This window comes from Burkholderia sp. 28_3, from assembly GCF_003253915.1.
Taxonomy (GTDB): Bacteria; Pseudomonadota; Gammaproteobacteria; order Burkholderiales; family Burkholderiaceae; genus Burkholderia; species Burkholderia cenocepacia.
Map to the genome: position 1 here is coordinate 69,430 of NZ_QKZF01000024.1, position 18,216 is coordinate 87,645.

The following is an 18,216-nucleotide window of genomic DNA, read 5'->3' on the forward strand; positions in this document are numbered from 1 at the left end:
CCCCGTCAGCGCGGGATATCGACGACGCCGTTCGCGACCTGGATCGCATTCGTGGCGGGCGCGCTCGCGATCGGCGGCAACGGCGTCCCGCGCGTCAGGTGATCCCACATCAGGTCGGGCGCCTGGAGATAGGAGTAGTGAGCCGGGATGAAGCGTGTATCGAAACCGGCCACGGACAGGAATGCATCGAAGTGCTGACCATTCGTGATTTCGTAGAACGACAACTGGCTGCGTGCGCGGTCGGCGAGGCTGTTCTGCGCGAGGTAGGCACGCGAACGGAGCGAACCAGAGCATAGGAGTGGATAACGTCTTTTATTCGAACACGCTGGCGCGGACGTCGGCCCGGTATTACGTGATCGACAACTGTCCGTGATGCGGGACGGGCAGGCAGGTTTTCCGTGCCGACGAATGCGTCGGCGTCGTGTGAAGCGCCGATGCAGGACAGGACCGCATCGCGTCTCGACGAGCGGGACGGTGTCGCGACATCGCCTTCCCCCGAACTTTCTCGGCTCTTTCTCATATCTTTCACAAACTAACTATATCGTACGCGCTTTCTCGACACTCCACGGGAACCGCCCAGTCATGTCAGCGCATCGCCGGATTGCCTTGCACACCTTCGCTATCGCCGTTTCGGCAGCCTTCGTTGTCGCGGCTTGCGGCGGAGACGACGTCGACAGCAACCAGCCGCCGTCGGTTGTCGCGCAACTGCCGGCAGCACCCGCGGACCCCGGTTTCGTGGACAGCGCCCCGGTTCCGGCATCGGTGCCGGCGTTCGTCGACAACGCGGCGACCAACCAGCGCGGCGATGCGCGTTACGCCACGATGAGCACGAACGCCGGCGTGCGCGTCTTGAACGGCTTCCGTGCGCTGTGGCAGCCGCTGACCGACCTCGTCGATGCCGGGACGAGCGCACCTGCGGCCGGCGGTTTTCCGGCGGTGGCGCCGTCGCTGTGGACCGGTCTTCCGAACGACGGTACGCCGGGCGGGACAGCGCTGAACCCGGCCGTGCTGAACGCGAATGTCCAGTATGTGGTCGACGCGACGTCGCAGCGTACCGCCGCGCAGGCCGAGGCCGCGTACTACGACGACCGCCGCGGCAAGGGCTATAGCGTGTCGGACGGCATGGGGCCGCTCACCGACGCGTGGCGCGGCGCGGCGCAGCAGACGACGAGCATCACGTCGGTGCCGGCCGACGCGACGACGAAGCTCTACAACGATACGGGCAACAACACCGGCGTCGGCGGCAGCGCGAATGCCGGGTTCGGTTCCGTCGTCGATTTCATCAATACGATGGGAAACAACGGCTCGACGGAGCCGGCGAAACGCTTCTACAAATATGCGCGTCCGTATCGGTGGAGCACGAGCGTCGTCGTCGCGCCGACGCTCGTACCGGCAGAAAGCACCACGCCGGCCACGGACGGCGGTTTTCCGAGCGGGCATTCCGCGGAAGGCATGCGTGACGCGCTCGCGATGGCGTACGTGATTCCCGAACGTTTCCAGGAAATGATCAGCCGCGGGCTCGAACTCGGCGAGAACCGCATCCTCGCCGGCATGCATTCGCCGCTCGACGTGATCGGCGGCCGGATACTTGCCCAGGCGGTGGTGGCGGCGAACCTCGTCGATCCGGCCAACGCGACGCTCAAGCAGACGGCCTTCCAGCAGGCGCATGCAACGCTGTATTCGCTGACCCGCACCACGCCGGCCACGTTCCTGGCCGCCGCGCATGCCGGTACGGCGTCGAGCGACCGCTTTGCCGACCCGGCCGCCAATCGGGCCAATTACGCGCGCCGACTCACGTTCGGCTTCGCGCCGATCGGCACCACCACCAACGGCGCAGTCGTGCCGAAGGGGGCCGAAGTGCTGCTCGAGACGCGTCTGCCGTATCTGAGCGCCGACCAGCGACGCGTCGTGCTGAAGACGACGGCGCTGGCGTCCGGTTATCCGCTGCTCGACGACGCCGAGGGATGGGGCCGGCTCAACCTGTTCGCCGCCGCGGACGGGTACGCGAATTTTGCCGGCAACGTCAGTGTGACGATGGATGCTTCGCTCGGCGGATTCAATGCAGCCGATACCTGGCGCAACGATATCGGCGGCGACGGCAAGCTGACGTTCGCCGGCACGGGCGCGCTGACGCTTGCCGGCGCGAACACCTATCGCGGCGGCACGGAAGTGCGGGGCGGAACGCTCGCGGCGGGATCGCCGCAGGCGTTCGGTGCCGGCGACGTCTATGTCGGCGGCGGCACGGTGGCGATCAAGGCCGCGGCGCGCGCGAACATCAACGGCCGCTACACGCAGTTGAAGGGCGGTACGCTGGAACTCGACCGTGGCGCCGGCGACGCCGGACGACTCGCGGTGGCAGGGATGACGACGCTTGCCGGCGGCACGCTGCACGTCCGGTTCGCCGCGGGTCTCGCGCCGCAGGTCGGTGACGTCGTTTCGCTCGTCGACAGCAGCCAACTTCAGGGGCGCTTCGATTCGGTGGTCGTGGACGGGTACAACGCCACCGCGCTTTACAGCGCATCGGGCATATCGGTTCGTATCGACAAGTAGGGGCGGGCGGCGCATCGATGCAGTGATCCGGACGGCGGTTGCCCGCCGGAGCATGCATCGCGCCTTCGTCGTTGGCCGCGGCTGTCGGCTGCGGGTTCGACGACCGCCGCCAGGGTCGTCGACGAAACGCGAGCTTCAGTATTGGCGGCGCGCTTGCGCGGATACCGCGTGCATCGAGCATGATCGCGCACGCACGTCGGTAGCCGCGCCGCTGATTCGAACGCCGGGTCACCCGGCGTCGTCCGACAGCGCGACGGGCGCGTCGTATGGATGGTCGCGCGCTGCCGCGGCCTCGTGACGACGCCCGCGGGAAGCGATGTCGGCCCCGAGCGCGTGGAGAATCGATCGGCCCTTCTTCGTCAGGTACGCGCGCCGGCGGCCGGGTGCGCCATGTTCGAGCATGACGAGTTGTCGTTCGAGCAACGCATCGAGTTCGGCGCGGTTCATGTCGAGTTGATCTGGTGCCTGGCACACCAGCATCAGCGTCGCGAATTCATGCGGGCTCAGCATGGCCGCCTCCCGTCGCGTACGAAACCGCCACGCGCGGGCGCAACGCCGAAAAATGAAATGTGGTGCAGCACCCGTCCTGGCGTGGCGACGCGGCGGCGCGGCGGCTTCGGTCGGCCGATCGCGGCGGGTTGGGCCGCGCGACGCAACGCGAATGGCTTGCGCGCGCCGCGTACCCACGCGCCGATCGACGCGAAGCGACCCGTGCCGTTGCGCGCTATCCGCAGGCCGGTCGGCAAACCCTTGACGACGCGGGCGACGCGTCGTGGTCGGCGGCCGACCTCCGGCAGCCGATCGAAGATGAAGAAAGGATCGTTCATGATTCGCTCCCGGTTGGACCTCGCACGGAGGACGAACCGGACCACGCGCTCCAGTTCGTCGATCCGCGAAAGATCTCGCTGACAAACAAATCGAAACACGCAGCGCGTAAGCCGCGGCTGCTTGAGCGATACCAAAATAGGATGGGACGCGCGGATTTCAAGCATCGTTGCACGACGATTCGCGCGGCCCGGAGCGGCGGTCGTCGAGGTCGTGTTGCCGCTCGCGACGGAGCGTCGGGAGACAGCCGCCGGTCGTGCGCGCGCCGGTTTCGCGATGAAACATTTTGTTACATATCGGGCGCGCGTCACCCTCTTGAAGCGCGCTGCCCACGCCACTATTTCGCTTTTCGCCAATCGATGGCACGCCGGCGCATCGCGGTCTTTGCGCGTGCAGGCGCCAGCGGATTCCCTTTTCCAGGTGATCTCATCGCTCAGGAGATGAAAATGCAGATTCGTCCCCTCTACGACCGGGTTATCGTCAAGCGAATCGAACAGCAGCGGACGACGGCCTCCGGCATCGTGATTCCCGATTCGGCCGCCGAACGGCCCGAGCAGGGTGAAGTGATTGCAGTCGGCAGCGGCCGGCTGCTGCAGGACGGCTCGCAGCGCCCGCTGCAGCTCCAGGTCGGCGACCAGGTTCTCTTCGGCAAATATGCAGGCCAGACCGTGAAGGTGAACGGCGAGGAACTGCTCGTGATGCGCGAAGAGGACGTCATGGGCGTACTCGAACCCGAATCACCGGCCGCCAGGAAAGCGGCCTGAATGCCGATTCGACCGCGTCGCACGGGTGTGTACCCGGTGCGCGCGGCATCCCGTTCAACGACTGTATCCGGAGCAAGAAAATGACTGCAAAAGACGTGAAATTCCGCGATGGCGCGCGCCAGCAGATCGTCAAGGGCGTGAACGTGCTGGCCGATGCGGTGAAGGTGACGCTCGGTCCGAAGGGCCGCAACGTCGTGATCGAGCGCGGCTTCGGCGCGCCCGTGATCACGAAGGACGGCGTGTCGGTCGCGAAGGAAATCGAGCTGAAGGACCGCTTCGAGAACATGGGCGCGCAGATCGTCAAGCAGGTCGCGTCGAAGACGGCCGACGTGGCCGGCGACGGCACCACGACCGCCACCGTGCTCGCGCAGGCGATCGTGCAGGAAGGCATGAAGCACGTCGCGGCCGGCATGAACCCGATGGATCTGAAGCGCGGCATCGACAAGGCCGTCGGCGCGGTACTCGACGAGTTGCGCAAGCTGTCCCGACCGATTTCGACCCACAAGGAAATCGCGCAGGTCGGCGCGATTTCCGCGAACTCGGACGACGCGATCGGCAAGATCATCGCCGATGCGATGGAGAAGGTCGGCAAGGACGGCGTGATCACCGTCGAGGACGGCAAGTCGATGGAGAACGAACTCGACGTGGTCGAGGGCATGCAGTTCGATCGCGGTTACGTGAGCCCGTATTTCATCAACGATCCCGCCAAGCAGGCGGCCTATCTCGACGATGCGCTGATTCTGCTGCACGACAAGAAGATTTCCAGCGTCCGCGATCTGCTGCCGATCCTCGAAGCGGCGTCCAAGGCCGGCAAGCCGCTGCTGATCGTCGCCGAGGACGTCGAGGCCGAAGCGCTCGCGACACTCGTCGTGAATTCGATGCGCGGCATCCTGAAGGTCGCCGCCGTCAAGGCGCCGGGCTTCGGCGACCGGCGCAAGGCGATGCTGGAAGATCTCGCGATCCTGACCGGCGCGACGGTCATCTCGGAGGAAACCGGCAAGCAGCTCGACAAGGCCACGCTGGAGGATCTTGGCAGTGCGAAGCGCGTCGAGGTGCGCAAGGACGATACGATCATCATCGACGGCGCGGGCGATGCGGCGCGCATCGACGCGCGCGTGAAGGCGATTCGCGCGCAGATCGACGAAGCGACGAGCGACTACGATCGCGAGAAGCTGCAGGAGCGTGTCGCGAAGCTCGCGGGCGGCGTGGCGGTGATCAAGGTCGGCGCTGTCACCGAAGTGGAAATGAAGGAGAAGAAGGACCGCGTCGACGATGCGCTGCATGCGACGCGTGCCGCGGTCGAGGAGGGCATCGTGCCGGGCGGTGGCGTCGCGCTGCTGCGTGCGCGCGCGGCGCTGTCCGACATCCGGGGCGCGAACGCGGACCAGGATGCCGGCATCCGGATCGTGCTGCGTGCGCTGGAAGCGCCGCTGCGCGTCATCGCGGCCAACGCGGGCGACGAACCGTCGGTCGTGATCTCGAAGGTGCTCGAAGGCAAAGGGAACTTCGGCTACAACGCGGCGACCGGCGAGTACGGCGATCTGGTCGATGCGGGCGTGGTCGATCCGACCAAGGTCACGCGGACCGCGCTGCAGAACGCGGCATCGATCGCGAGCCTGGTGCTGACGACCGATGCGACCGTCGCGCAAGCGCCGAAAGAGGACGGCGCCGAGCCGGCCGCCGCGCCCGACCTCGGCTACTGACCTGCGTCGCGGGCTCGCCTGCGATCGTCGAACAGCCGCTGGCCGGAGCGGCTTTGCCCGGCGCGCGCGACAGCGGGGGGCGCGTCGCGCCGCTTTTTTCGTGTTTGCGAGACCGACCATGAAACTCGAACTTTCGATCGATTCCAGGCCGCTGCACGTCGAACTCGACGACGTCATCGCCGGCCTGCTCGCCGCGCGGCTCGGCCTGCCGCTCGACGGCGACAATCGCGGCGCGATCGGCCGCTACCTCGGCGACGCGGCCGGGCCGTGGACGCTGGATGACGACCATATGCGCAAGCGCGTGATGCGCCGCCTGATCCTCGACATTGCCGATCCGACGCTGGTCATCCAGTACCTGATGGCCGACCAGAGCGACCAGACCGAGCCCGACGAAGCCGGCGCCTGACGCGCGGCCGCACGTGCGGCGATGCATCCGGCGCGCGCGTCATGTCGCTTCGCCGGCGCGCCGGAATCACGATCGCGCGCCAGCGCGCCCCTGCTCACGCGCCGTCCGGCTTGCCCGGCTTGCGGCCCTGAGGCGCCGGCGGCCCCGCGCCGAGTTCGGCGCCCGTCACCGGGTCGCTGTTCGGATCGGAGGCGAGTCGCTGCGCCATGGCTTCGATGGCGTCCGCCTGCTGCGCGTCGAGCATGCCTTCCGGAATACCGCTGCCGCCATCGACCGCCGGCTCGCCGGGCCGGATCTCGAGTTCGCCGCCGTGGTTCCACGGTCCGACCAGCGGCGCCGCGTCCGGCTGCATCCGGAAGTACACGTGGTCATACGGCGTCTTGGGCGGCAGCTTGCCCGGCGGGAAATTCGCGGTGATCGCATACAGCGCCTTCTCGAACGACATCTGGTGCGACACCTCGCGCGTCATCAGGAAGCCGAGCGCGTCGCGAATGTCCGGATCGTCGGTGACGTTGATCAGCCGTTCATAGATGATCTTCGCGCGTGCTTCGGCCGCGATGTTCGAGCGCAGGTCGGCGGTCGGCTCGCCGATCGTGTCGATGTACGCGGCCGACCACGGCACGCCGCCCGAATTGGTCAATGGCGCGCCCGCGCCGTACAGCACCTGCGTCACGTGGCTGTCGTTGCCGGCGCCGTGCAGCTTGCGGTACAGCTCCGCCTGTTCGTCGACCGCTTCGGCCAGTTCGCCCTTGGCGCCGCGGTTCAGCATCGCGGCCATCGAGCCGATCACTTCGAGATGGCTCAGCTCCTCGGTGGCGATGTCGAGGAGCATGTCCTTGCGGCCCGGATCTTCCTCGGTGATCGCCTGCGTGAAATAGCGCATCGCGGCGGCAAGTTCGCCCTGCGGGCCGCCGAACTGCTCGAGCAGCAGGTTGGCGAGCCCGGGATTCGGCGCGCCCACGCGCACCGTGTACTGAAGCCGTGTGTTGTGGATGAACATGGCATCTCCGTGGAAAAGGGTTGCGCGACATTCGCCGGCTCGAATCAGCACGATTCGATCCCACGGCCGACGATCCCGGGCATGCGCGATGCTGTCCGGTGCGGGCTGTGCGCGAGCGGCATGCCGCGGGTGACGGCATCGTTCGCTGCACGACACGCGTGCGTCGGGCAACGGGCATCGGTCTGTCCGGCATCGGCCGGCGCGGCGCGACGGAACCGCGATCGGCTCGCGGCGGGGCTGCTTTCCGCGGGCGCGGCGGCCGGCCGCCGACGCAACGGCGCGGCATGCGACAAGGGCCGAGACGGCGGCAGCGCGAGCACGCGTCGCGTAGCCCGCCCCCCTCGTCGCCGGATTTTCAAGCGGTTGTCATTTCGGCTGCATGGCCCGTGTCGCGCCGGCACGGAGGCGGTGCGGCACGGTGTGTCGGCGGTACGCGGGATGGATCGCGCGGGGGGCGCACGATGCCGCTTTCGTGAAGGAGTACGGATGGCGACGCTCGACAGGAACGCGGCGACGGAGCGCACCGCGACGGACATGCGCGAGGGGTTGGCCGGCCGGCGGCGCGGGCCGCTGGCGGCGCTGTCGTTCGCGGGGCCGGCGGTCGTCGCGTCGGTCGCGTATATGGACCCCGGCAATTTCGCGACGAACATCCGGGCCGGCGCGCAGTTCGGTTACACGCTGCTCTGGGTCGTGCTGATGGCGAACGGCATCGCGATGTTGTTCCAGTCGCTGTCCGCGAGGCTCGGCATCGTCACCGGTCGCAATCTCGCGGAGCTCTGCCGCCTGCATTTCCCGCGGCCGGTGGTCGTCGGCATGTGGGTCGCGAGCGAGCTGGCCGCGATGGCGACCGAGCTGGCCGAATTTCTCGGCGGCGCGATCGCGCTGTCGCTGCTGTTCGACCTGCCGACCTTCGCCGGAATGTTCGTGATGGCGCTCGCGACCTACGCCATCCTGCTGGCCGACCGGAACGGGTTCCGGCCGATGGAAATCGCCGTGGGCGTGTTCGTCGGCGTGACCGGTCTCTGCTATCTCGCCGAGATGTTCATTGCGCCGGTCGCGTGGGCCGAAGTCGGCTGGCATGCCGTCGTGCCGGAATGGCCGCGCGGCGACGCGTTGACGGTGTCGGTCGGCATCGTCGGCGCGACGATCATGCCGCATGCGCTGTTTCTGCACTCCGGGCTCACGCAGCGACGCGCGTCGGGGCTCGATCGCGCGCGGCGCCGGATGATGGTGCGGTTCTCGGATCGCGAGGTGGTCGTCGCGCTGTCCGTCGCCGGCGCGATCAACATGGCGATGATCGTGATGGCGAGCGCGGCGTTTCATGCCGGCCATCGCGATGTCGCGGAGATCGAAACCGCGTACCGGATGCTGACGCCGTTGCTCGGCCCGGCCGCCGCGACCTGTTTCCTCGTGTCGCTGATGAGCGCCGGCATCTCGAGTTCCGTGGTCGGCACGATGGCCGGACAGATGATCATGCAGGGCTTCGTGGGGTTCCGGATTCCGGTCTGGCTGCGCCGGCTCGTCACGATGGCGCCCGCGTTCGTCGTCGTCGGGATGGGCGTGGATTCGATGCAGGCGCTCGTGATCAGCCAGGTCGTGCTGTCCGTCGTATTGCCGGTACCGATGCTGGCGCTGGTGTACTTCTGCGGCCGACGTGACGTCATGGGCGCGTTCACGAGCGGGCGCATCGCGCGCTGCGCAGCACGCGGCGCGACTGCGGTCGTCGTCGTGCTGAATGTCGTTCTGCTGGCGCGGCCGGTCGGCGCAATCGTTGCACGGTTGGGCGGCAACTGAACGGCCGGTGCGTTAGCGCCCGGGCGAACGTGGCGGCCCAGGTTGCCCGCGACGCCGCGCGAGCCGGATGACGGCCGGCGTGCGGGTTCAGCGCGCTTTCAGCATTTCGTCGGCGAGCCGGTAGGCGCTGACCGCGCGCTTCGATTCGTAGTCGGCGATCGACGACACGTTGCGCCCGGCGTCGCGCGACAGCAAGCCCTGCAGCGCGGCGGCGGCAAAGAAATCGCGCAGGTCCGGGGTCGTCGATTTCGGCTCGGGCGGAACGGCTTCGACGAGCGGCCCCGCCTTCCAGAAAACGGGCGATGGAGTGGCTGCCCTGGCTACGGCGGCAGTTTGCTTGATGCTCACATCCTGCGAAAACGGCGTCATTTCTTCCCCTTCGATCCAGTATCTGTTGGCGAAGCAGCGTAATGTCCCCGACTGCATGAGCGAGCATCGTGTCGTTGTGTTGTGAGCGGTACTAACCGCTTGATCGACGCGAATATTCGCTGGTAATACGGAATTCGTCAAAGAAAATAAATTAGGTCCGCGCCGTCGACGGATGAGCACGATTCGTTCCCGCTCGCGGTCGTGGAGCGGCATCGCGTCTTGCGGACCGATGGGGATGGTATGTCGGCACGAATGACGTTCCGGTGACACGCCTGCGCGCAGGCGCGGCGGTCCTGCACGGCATCCTGACGGCGGTGTAGGCGACATCGCAGGCGAGATGAAAGCGGGCGAGGCATCGTTGCGGGACGGAGCCGAGCAGGTGCAGCCGTTTCATCGTTCCGGTTCCCGCTGTCCCGCGCGCACACGCCGTCGGTGATCCGCCGCATGGGGGATCGCAAGCCCTTGGTCAGCGGCGGTCCGGCGCTTGCCGGTGCCGTACAATGCGCACGGAGGCGCAGGGGAAGCATCACGGAGGAGCGTGGGACGCCCCGACCCGGACGAGGGCGATGCGACCCGGTATCGATCGGCGGTCGGCACACGATGCCCCACAACACCATCAGGAGAATTCAATGGCACGGCAAGCGCCTGCGCGCAAGGAGCGGCTTTCATCGCCCGCCACGTTGAAGAGCGATCTGTCGTTTCCGGTCGTGGGCATCGGCGCATCGGCAGGCGGTACGACGGCCTTGCAGACCTTTTTCGAGAGCGCGCCGACGGGCATGGACATGGCGTTCGTCGTCGTCGTCCATCTCGCGCCGGAACAGGTCAGCCACATGGACAGCGTCCTGCAGCGCACGACGGGCATGCCGGTGCATCAGGTGACGTCCACGGTGCCGATCGAAAAGAACCACATCTACGTGATCGCGCCGGGCATGCAACTCGAGATGTCGGACGGCTGCCTTCGCTGTCATAGCCGGGGCCAGTCCGATGATGCCCCATTCACGATCGACCACTTCTTTCGGACGCTGGCGGACGCGCACGACTGGCGCGCGATCGGCATCGTGATGTCGGGCACCGGCTCCGACGGCGCGGCGGGCTTGAGCCGCATCAAGGAGGCGGGCGGCATCACGCTTGCGCAGACACCGGATGACGCCGAGTATGCGGAGATGCCGCAGCACGCGATTGCCATGGCGCGCGTCGATATCGTGCTGCCGGTGGCCGACATGCCGCAACGGTTGCTCGAACTCTGGTCGAATGCGCGCCGCATCGAGCAGCAAAGCGTCGAATTCGCGCAATCGCTGCACCACGTCGATCGGCCGACGGTCAACGATCCGGAGCGGGCGCTTTCCGACATTCTGATGCACCTGCGGGTACGCACCGGCCACGATTTCCGGCTGTACAAGCGGGCGACCGTGCTGCGGCGTATCGAACGGCGCATGCAGGTCAACGGCCAGCGCGATCTCCTCGCGTACCGGGATTTCCTGCGTGCCGCGCCGGAGGAAGCAAACGCGCTGCTGGCGGACATGCTGATCGGCGTGACCCAGTTCTTCCGCGATCGCGAAGCGTTCGATTTCCTCGAACAGGAAGTGATCGGCTCGTTGTTCGCGTCGGAATCCGGCGAGGAGCAGGTGCGCGTGTGGGTAGCCGGATGCGCGACCGGGGAAGAGGCGTACTCGATCTCGCTGTTGCTGGCGCGGGCGCGCGAGGCCGCGATGTCGAGCCAGGCCATCCAGGTATTCGCGACCGATATCGATGAGGCGGCGATCGTCCGCGCGCGCACCGGCTCCTACCCGCTTTCGATCGCGAGCGACGTGCCCGCCGCGCTGCTGCAGCGGTATTTCACGCGGGACGGCGCACATTACGTGATCGCCAAGGCGGTGCGCGAGCGCATTCTGTTCGCCGCGCACAGCCTGCTGCGCGATCCGCCGTTCTCGCATCTCGACCTGATCTCGTGCCGCAACGTGCTGATCTATCTGGAGCGGGCGGTGCAGCGGCAAATCCTCGAGCTGTTTCATTTCGCGCTGCGTCCGAACGGCTACCTGTTCCTCGGCACCGCGGAATCGGCCGACGCGGCGGACGATCTGTTTGCCGTCGTGGACAAGAAGCGCCGGATTTACCGCGCCCGCGTCGTCACGCATCGCGCGAAGCCGGTCACGGGCTTTCCGCCGCTGTTCCAGGTCGAGTCGGGTGCATCCGACGAGCGGGCCGCGCCGCAGCCCCCGCTGCGGGTGCCGACCAGCCCGGCACAGCGCAATTTCTCCTATGCGGAACTGCACCAGCGCGCGCTCGAAACGTATTCGCCGCCGAGCGTCATCATCGACAAGGAATCGAACGTCGTTCATCTGTCGGATAACGCCGGCCGTTTCCTCAGGCATGTCGGCGGCGAGCTGTCCAGCAACATCATGACGCTGGTGCTGCCGGATCTGCGGCTCGATTTGCGCACCGCGATTTTCCGCGCGCTACAAACGGGTACGAGCGTGGAAGCGCGCCGGGTCAAGTGGGCGCACGACACGCGCGTATCGTGGATCAACATGACGGTTCGGCCGTTCCACGACAAGGTCGCGAATGCGGAATTCCTCCTCGTCGTGTTCGACGAGGTGGCCGGCCGCATGACCGAGGAGGATCAGGCCGAGACGAGCGGGCAGGATCCGGTGCTGGCTCAGCTCGAACAGGAGCTGCAGCACAGCCGCGAGCAACTGGCGACGATCATCGAGCAGTACGAAACGTCGGTCGAGGAACTGAAGGCGTCGAACGAGGAGCTGCAGGCGATCAACGAAGAATTGCGCTCCACGAGCGAGGAGCTCGAAAGCAGCAAGGAGGAACTGCAATCGGTCAACGAGGAGTTGACCACGGCCAACGCCGAAATGCAGGCAAGGATCGAAGACACCGCGAAGGCGAACGACGACCTCCACAACATCATCGCGTCGAGCGAGATCGCGACCGTGTTCGTTGACAAGGAAATCCGCGTCAAGCGGTTTACGCCGAACGCGACGGCCATTTTCAATCTGATCGATACGGACCTGGGCCGGTCGCTGTTCCACATTACCCACGCGTTGCGGTATCCGACGCTGGCCGACGATGTCCGGCAGTCGTTTCAGTCGCTGCGGTTGATCGAGCGCGAGATCGAGAGCGAGGCCGGCCGGTGGTATCTGATGCGGTTGCTGCCCTACCGCACGGCGGACGACCACATCGACGGCGCGGTGATCACGCTGATCGACATCACCGACCGGCATCATGCGGAAGAGGCGGCTCGCGCGGGCGAGCAGCGCCTGCGCCTGGTCGCGCAGTCGACCAAGGACTACGCGATCATCATCCAGGACGGCAACGGCGCGATCGTGAGCTGGAACGCCGGGGCGGAACGCATCTTCGGCTATACGGAAGAAGAGATGATCGGCCAGGACGTGGAGTTGATCTACGAACCCAACGATCGACAGGCGCTCGTGCCGATGCGCGAGCGCGAAGTTGCGACCCGGGAAGGCCGCGCGGACGACGAGCGCTGGCACCGGACCAAGGACGGGCGCCGGATTTTCTGCAGCGGCGTCGTTACGCCGATTTCCGATACGTCGTTCAACGGATTCGCGAAGATCGTGCGCGACATGACGCTGCGCAAGCAGAGCGACGACGCGAACCGCGAAGCGCTCGCGCGGGAGCAGGCGGCCCGCGAGCAGGCGCTCAGTTCGAATCAGCTAAAGGACGAGTTCATCGCCGTGCTGTCGCACGAGCTGCGGCATCCGCTCAACCTGATCGGCGTCAAGTCGGAAATGCTGCCGCGCCTGCCGGAGACGCGCGACATTCCCGCCGTGCGCGAAGCCGCGGATTCGATTCGGCAGGCCGTGCGCGCCCAGGCGCAGATCATCGACGACCTGCTCGATCTGTCGCGCATCCAGACCGGCAAGCTCGCGCTCGAGCTGGGCCGCGTCGACCTGACGGCGATGTTGCGCGGTATCGCCGATACCTGCGAGCGCGACGTGCACGCGCGCGGCCTGGTCCTGAAAACGGAATTGCCGACGGAGCCGGCCATCGCGCTCGCCGATCCGGTGCGTTGCGAGCAGATCTTCTGGAACCTGATGTCCAACGCGCTCAAGTTCACGCAATCGCATGGCGAGATCGTCGTGCGTCTCGCGCATGAAGGGCGGATGCTGCGTGTCGACGTGATCGACGACGGGCAGGGGATCGACGGCGATACGCTGCCGCATGTGTTCGACATGTTCCGGCAGGCGCCGCGCGACCGGACCCGCGGCGGGCTCGGAATCGGGCTGGCGCTCGTTCGGCAACTCGTGGAAATGCACGGCGGCCGGATCGCCGCGGCATCCGACGGCCAGGGAAGGGGGACCACGATGACGGTATGGCTGCCGGCCGCATCCGACGAGCGCGTCGTGTCTTCCGGCAACGGCGCGGCGGAGGGGAGTATCGCCGGCCTTCGCGTGCTGCTGGTCGAGGACGATCAGGAGACGGCGCTGTCGCTCACGGCGCTGCTGGAACTCGCGGGGGCAACGGTCACGGCCGCGAAAAGCGGGGCCGAGGCACTGGAGAGGTTGCCGGAGACGCCTGTCGACGCCATCGTGTCCGACATCGGGCTGCCCGACATGGACGGCTATGAGTTGATTCGCCACATCAAGGCCGATCCCCGCTGGGCCACGCTCCGGACCGTTGCGCTGACGGGCCGTAATCGCCAGGACGATGTCCGGGCCGCGGCGGAGGCCGGCTTCGACACTCACCTGTCCAAACCGCTGGATTTCGGGATGTTGCTTGCCGCGCTCGGCGACACGCACTAAGCCCGCCCGGTGACGACCCGCGCGTGCGTCGCGGGTCGCTCGCGCCGCGGTTCGCGCCGCGCGTTCCCGTCGGCGGGTTGCATCAACCGCCATCCGACCCGCATTGCCTCGTCTGCTACCGCCCGTGACGGAATTTCGGCTCAGGAACCCGATTTGCGGCGCTATCCGCAAAGGGGGCGCTATGGATCGTCGAGATATCGTGGTAATTGCGTCGTCCCGAGGCGGTCTCCCGGTCCTCCGGACGTTGGTAGCCGGCATTGCCGCGGATTTTCCGGTGCCGATTTGCATCGTGCAGCACATTGGTCGACATCGGACGATCCTGCCCGAGTTGTTGTCGCGATGGGGCAGGCTCGATGCAAGCGAGGCGCTACACGGGGAATCGCCGGAGGCGGGCAGAATTTACGTGGCGCCGCCCGACCGGCACATGATCGTGCGCGGCGGCGACCTGTGGCTGCTCGATACGGCCGCCGAGAACTTCGCCCGCCCGGCCGCCGACCCGCTGTTTCGCTCCGCCGCACGCGAATATGGCGCCGGTGCGATCGGCGTGGTGCTCAGCGGCGACCTCGATGACGGCGCGGCCGGCCTGGCGGCGATTCGCGCACGGGGCGGCTACGGCATCGTTCAGGACCCCGATGAATGCGAAGCGCCGTCGATGCCGCGCAGCGCACTGGCCGCGGCGGGAGCCGATGCGGTCGCGACGGCGGAAGAACTGCCGCGGACCCTTCATGCAGCGGTCTACGGCGCACGTGCGAAGGAGCAGCGAAAAATGGCAGATTTGCGCGACCTCGACCATGAGAGCCGGATTGCCGAGGGCGGCCTCGTCGATCCGGGACTGCTTGACGAAATCGGCACGCGTTCCGCCCTCACGTGCCCCAGTTGCAACGGCGTGCTCTGGCGCATGCGCGACGATCGTCCGTTGCGATACCGTTGCCATACCGGGCATGCGTTCTCCGCGCTTTCCCTCGACGACGCGGAAGCCCAGAAAGCGGAGGATGCGATATGGGGGGCGATCCGCGCGGTTCACGAGCGCATGATTTTTGCGCGTGAGCGTCAGGAATGGGCGCGCCGCACGGGCAACGCCGAGGACGTCGCGATCGAACAGGCCCGCATCGACGAAAACCAGCGGCTCGCGGACGTGCTGCGCCGTGCGGTCGGCGCCGCACTGAGTACGGGCGAACTGGAGTGAGCGCGAGCCGCGGCATTCGCGCTGCCGGTTTCATCCCGGCACGAACACGCCCATCGCCGCGATCGCCATCGCGAGCGTCGCGATCCATCCGCCCCATGCAAGCGCGCCTCTGACGGCAAACTCGCCCATGACCCGTTTGCTTCTCGCCATCAGCATCATCACGACCATGATCGGAACGGCGCTCACGCCGTTGATGACGGCGCTCCAGTAAAGCGCGCGGATCGGGTCGAAATGCATGAACGTAAACGCGATCCCGCCGACGATCGCCAAGACGATCACCGCATAGAACTCGGGCGCGACGCCCAACTGCAGCGCGAGGCTGTTGCGCCAGCGGAACGTGCCCGCGGCCGCATAGGCGGCCGATCCCGCGAGCACCGGCAGCGCCAGCAGGCCGGTGCCGACGATGCCGAGCGCGAACAGCACGTATGCGAAGTGACCGGCAAGCGGCTCGAGCGCCCGCGCGGCATCGGCCGACGTCTTGACGTCGATGTGATGCGCGTTGAGCGTGGCCGCCGCCGTCAGCACGATGAAGAAGGCGATCACGTTCGACACGCCCATGCCGAACCACGTGTCGAAGCTGATCCGGCGCAACTGGGCGGGTGCCTGATGCGGTACGCGCTGCAGCGGCCGCTGGTTCGGCACGGAGCGCAACTCTTCGACTTCCTGGGACGCCTGCCAGAAAAACAGATACGGGCTGATGGTCGTGCCGAGCACGGCGACGACCGTGGTCAGGTAGGCGGCGCTCAGTTGCGCATGGGGCCGCACGATCGCGCGACCGACGTCGGCCCAGTCGACCGGCACGATGACGGCGACCGCGACATAGGCGAGCAGCGTCAACGCCGTCCATTTCAGCAATCGTGAATAGCGGTCGTACGGGACGAAAACCTGCAGTACGACCGACACGCCGCCGAGGCACACGATGTAGAGCTGTTGTGGGCCGGGCAGCAGCAAATTGACGGCCGCGCCCATGGCCGACAGATCGGCCGCGATGTTGATCACGTTGGCCGTGATCAGCAGTACGACCGTTCCGTACAGCAGCCATGGCGGGTAGTGCTTGCGCATGTTCGACGCGAGGCCCTTGCCCGTCACGCGGCCGATTCGCGCGCTGACCAGCTGGATCGCCGTCATCAGCGGATACGTGAGCAGCAGCGACCACAGCAGTTCGAAGCCGAATTGCGCCCCCGCCTGCGAGTATGTCCCGATGCCGGAAGGATCGTCGTCGGCGGCGCCGGTGATCAGGCCGGGGCCGAGACGCCGGACCCACGTGACCGCGTTCGGGTCCGGTTCCGTCGGCTCGGGCTGGAGCAAATCGTTGTCGTTCATGATCGCGGGCCTCCCGGGGTCCGGCAGGCGCAATGGCCGTGCCCGCCCGGGCGGTTTCCCGCGCCGGCAGCCGGGGCGGGCCTCACGGTCCGGTCGGCTTCGCCCTGTCGCCCACGTCGACGTCGATCGCGTGTTCCTTCGATACCAGCCGGGCCCCGACCATGCTCCCGCCGCCGATGCGCAACGTCAGGCGCGCGGGTTCGTTGGCATCGAGCCCCGACAAATAGTCCAGGCCGTGCAGCCCCGCGCGATCGTGGAACGGAATGAACCAGGACGAACAGAAGTCCGACGTGGGGACCGGACACGGGGCGCGGATGGCGAGCCGCCGCGCAGCAAACGGATAGTCGTCGAGCGCGGGTTCACCCGTATCGAATCGCTTGCGGATGGTGAGCGGCGTGACGGTGTAGCGGAGGTAGACGTGGTCGGCCCACAGCGTTCGGTCGAGCGATGCCAGGTCTTCCGTGGTGAACGCAACGATCGTGAGACCGTTTCGATCGCGGTGCTGGATTTCATATCGGCTGACATTCACCGATTTGCAGCCGGTACACGCGATCGCCAGACCCATCGCGAAACCGATCCAGCGCATCCGGTCATGCATGTCGTCCTCCCCGGCACCCTCCGACCTCGGTTTGCTTGCAATACGACGGCGCGCGACGTTGCGTTACGTCGGGCGACCGGCACCTTCGGCAGGCGAGACCGGCGCGTGCATCGCCTGTTCGAGCAGCGCATGCGCGGCTTGCCATGCGCGCTGGGCCGCCGCGGAATCGTTGAACGCCCGCGCTTCGACCGTGGCGCCGTCCAGCAGCATCATGAAGACGGTCGCCAGCCGGTTGGCGGTTTCGGCCGGCACGACGGCTTCGATCAGTTCGGCCATCCATTCGACCATCTTGCGGCGATAGCGGATCGCGACATCCGAGATCGGCGCATAAGCGGTGCCGAATTCGGCCAGCGCACGCTCGAACAGGCAGCCGGCAAATTCGGGTGTGCGGAACCACGCTTCATACCAGTCGAAGACGGTCTTGACGCGCTCGACCGGATCGACGACGTGCTGCAACTGCGCGTCGATGCTGCCGACGATCAGGTCGTAGCGCTGGACCAGCACTTCGCGGATGAGCTCGTCCTTGCTCGCAAAATGCCGGTACAGCGTCATTCGCGCGACACCGGAATCGTCGATGATCCAGTCGACGCCCACCGGGTGAAATCCATGCCTGGAGAACAGTTCGGTCGCTTTGTCTACCACCAGCTGGCGTTTGTTGGCTCGCACGAACGGCTTCCTCCTCGATATTTCAACAGCATAGACCGATTATTCTAGCATCATGCGGGTCGATGAAATCGGCCTCCTGGCGCTGTCTGATGGCCGTTCCGCCCCGACAATCTTCGCTTGTCGAGCCGGTTATCAAGTCATCTTGACTATTAGATAGACCGATATGTATCATTTGAAGCCAGTAAGCAGCGATCGATATTGCGTGGATTAAAGAGACAGAACAAGAGCGGGTTTACCGCGTGCCGTTTTCTGCCGTGTCA

At 66.6% G+C, this 18,216-nt stretch carries 15 protein-coding genes; 7 read left to right on the plus strand and 8 right to left on the minus strand.

What is annotated here, in order from left to right; all coding sequences use genetic code 11:
• Positions 1-5 precede the first annotated feature (5 nt).
• Positions 6-224 (minus strand): 3-hydroxybutyrate oligomer hydrolase family protein, encoded by a 219-nt coding sequence (locus tag DFS13_RS40985; protein ID WP_373863207.1) that lies wholly within the window; start codon positions 222-224, stop codon positions 6-8.
• A gap of 358 nt (positions 225-582) precedes the next feature.
• Here DFS13_RS40985 and DFS13_RS33250 point away from each other — a divergent pair, with 358 nt between their 5' ends.
• The gene (locus DFS13_RS33250; RefSeq protein WP_059720907.1) at positions 583-2,550 is read left to right on the plus strand and encodes a phosphatase PAP2 family protein; all 1,968 of its coding nucleotides are present in this window, start codon (positions 583-585) and stop codon (positions 2,548-2,550) included.
• 228 nt (positions 2,551-2,778) lie between these two features.
• On the opposite strand, the gene DFS13_RS33255 is transcribed toward DFS13_RS33250, so the two are convergent.
• Both DFS13_RS33255 and DFS13_RS33260 read right to left on the minus strand, forming a co-directional pair.
• Positions 2,779-3,060, minus strand: a complete 282-nt coding sequence (locus DFS13_RS33255) for a hypothetical protein (RefSeq protein WP_006482396.1) — start codon at positions 3,058-3,060, stop codon at positions 2,779-2,781.
• Positions 3,054-3,542, minus strand: a complete 489-nt coding sequence (locus DFS13_RS33260; protein ID WP_153260088.1) for a hypothetical protein — start codon at positions 3,540-3,542, stop codon at positions 3,054-3,056. The genes DFS13_RS33255 and DFS13_RS33260 overlap by 7 nt, the downstream gene beginning before the upstream one ends.
• 279 nt (positions 3,543-3,821) lie before the next feature.
• On the opposite strand from DFS13_RS33260, the gene groES reads away from it, so the two are divergent.
• The 3 genes from groES to DFS13_RS33275 all read left to right on the plus strand — a co-directional run bounded on the left by groES (position 3,822) and on the right by DFS13_RS33275 (position 6,248).
• On the plus strand, positions 3,822-4,139 hold the full coding sequence (gene groES / locus DFS13_RS33265) for a co-chaperone GroES (RefSeq protein ID WP_006482399.1): 318 nt from the start codon (positions 3,822-3,824) through the stop codon (positions 4,137-4,139).
• Positions 4,140-4,219: 80 nt separating this feature from the next.
• A complete protein-coding gene (gene groL / locus DFS13_RS33270) occupies positions 4,220-5,842 on the plus strand; it encodes a chaperonin GroEL (protein WP_006482400.1) in 1,623 nt (540 codons plus the stop codon).
• Positions 5,843-5,960: 118 nt separating this feature from the next.
• Entirely contained in the window at positions 5,961-6,248 is a 288-nt protein-coding gene (locus DFS13_RS33275; protein ID WP_043205962.1) for a hypothetical protein, read from the plus strand.
• A gap of 94 nt (positions 6,249-6,342) precedes the next feature.
• On the opposite strand, the gene DFS13_RS33280 is transcribed toward DFS13_RS33275, so the two are convergent.
• Entirely contained in the window at positions 6,343-7,248 is a 906-nt protein-coding gene (locus DFS13_RS33280) for a manganese catalase family protein (protein ID WP_006491398.1), read from the minus strand.
• A gap of 486 nt (positions 7,249-7,734) precedes the next feature.
• On the opposite strand from DFS13_RS33280, the gene DFS13_RS33285 reads away from it, so the two are divergent.
• On the plus strand, positions 7,735-9,042 hold the full coding sequence (locus DFS13_RS33285) for an Nramp family divalent metal transporter (RefSeq protein ID WP_048987791.1): 1,308 nt from the start codon (positions 7,735-7,737) through the stop codon (positions 9,040-9,042).
• An 87-nt stretch (positions 9,043-9,129) separates the two neighbouring features.
• On the opposite strand, the gene DFS13_RS33290 is transcribed toward DFS13_RS33285, so the two are convergent.
• Positions 9,130-9,411: a hypothetical protein gene (locus tag DFS13_RS33290; protein WP_006498545.1), complete on the minus strand. Its 282-nt coding sequence runs from the start codon at positions 9,409-9,411 to the stop codon at positions 9,130-9,132.
• A 629-nt stretch (positions 9,412-10,040) separates the two neighbouring features.
• On the opposite strand from DFS13_RS33290, the gene DFS13_RS33295 reads away from it, so the two are divergent.
• Together DFS13_RS33295 and DFS13_RS33300 are read left to right on the plus strand one after the other, a co-directional pair.
• Positions 10,041-14,183 (plus strand): CheR family methyltransferase, encoded by a 4,143-nt coding sequence (locus tag DFS13_RS33295; protein ID WP_060263263.1) that lies wholly within the window; start codon positions 10,041-10,043, stop codon positions 14,181-14,183.
• Positions 14,184-14,364: 181 nt separating this feature from the next.
• Entirely contained in the window at positions 14,365-15,369 is a 1,005-nt protein-coding gene (locus DFS13_RS33300) for a chemotaxis protein CheB (protein ID WP_043205961.1), read from the plus strand.
• Positions 15,370-15,399: 30 nt separating this feature from the next.
• Here the strand turns inward: DFS13_RS33300 and DFS13_RS33305 are convergent, their stop codons facing one another.
• The 3 genes from DFS13_RS33305 to DFS13_RS33315 form a co-directional block, all read right to left on the minus strand.
• A complete protein-coding gene (locus tag DFS13_RS33305) occupies positions 15,400-16,692 on the minus strand; it encodes an Nramp family divalent metal transporter (RefSeq protein ID WP_069353631.1) in 1,293 nt (430 codons plus the stop codon).
• An 82-nt stretch (positions 16,693-16,774) separates the two neighbouring features.
• Positions 16,775-17,290: a hypothetical protein gene (locus DFS13_RS33310; protein WP_111442674.1), complete on the minus strand. Its 516-nt coding sequence runs from the start codon at positions 17,288-17,290 to the stop codon at positions 16,775-16,777.
• Between the two features lie 63 nt (positions 17,291-17,353).
• Positions 17,354-17,956: a TetR/AcrR family transcriptional regulator gene (locus DFS13_RS33315; RefSeq protein WP_006485824.1), complete on the minus strand. Its 603-nt coding sequence runs from the start codon at positions 17,954-17,956 to the stop codon at positions 17,354-17,356.
• Between the last annotated feature and the right edge of the window lie 260 nt (positions 17,957-18,216).